Below are 605 nucleotides of genomic sequence, written 5' to 3' on the forward strand. Positions count from 1 at the left end.
GGCACTGTTGCAAATAGGCTGACATGATAAGCTAAATATCTTATTTATTTCGAGATACAGCAGATGAATCCCTTCCACGGTCGGCACTTTCAAGGTGAAATCATTCTTTGGGCTGTTCGTTGGTATTGTAAATATGGCATCAGCTATCGTGAACTTAAAGAAATGCTCGCTGAACGAGGCATAAATGTGGATCACAGTACAATTTATCGTTGGGTTCAGCGTTATGCTCCAGAAATGGAAAAACGGTTACGCTGGTATTGGCGTAATCCTACAGATTTACATTCATGGCATATGGATGAGACTTATATCAAAGTGAAGGGGCGATGGACTTACCTGTATCGTGCAGTTGATCAACGGGGTCATACGATTGACTTTTACCTTTCCGCTAGACGGAACAGTAAATCAGCCTATAGTTTTCTAGGAAAGATCTTCAATACGGTGAAAAAATGGCAAATTCCACGGGTCATCAATACAGATAAAGCAGCGACCTATGGCCATGCTTTATCACGATTAAAGCGAGAAGGAAAATGTCCAGTAGATATTGAGCACAGGCAGATTAAGTATAAAAATAATGTCATTGAATGTGATCATGGTAAGTTAAAGCG

1 protein-coding gene is annotated in these 605 nt (G+C 40.3%); it reads left to right on the plus strand.

The window, feature by feature from the left end:
- Positions 1 to 63: 63 nt before the first annotated feature.
- A partial coding sequence (locus M5121_RS15835) for an IS6 family transposase (protein WP_249571709.1) occupies positions 64 to 605 on the plus strand: 542 nt, incomplete at its 3' end.

This window comes from Acinetobacter sp. ANC5681 (assembly GCF_023488045.1).
Taxonomy (GTDB): Bacteria; Pseudomonadota; Gammaproteobacteria; order Pseudomonadales; family Moraxellaceae; genus Acinetobacter.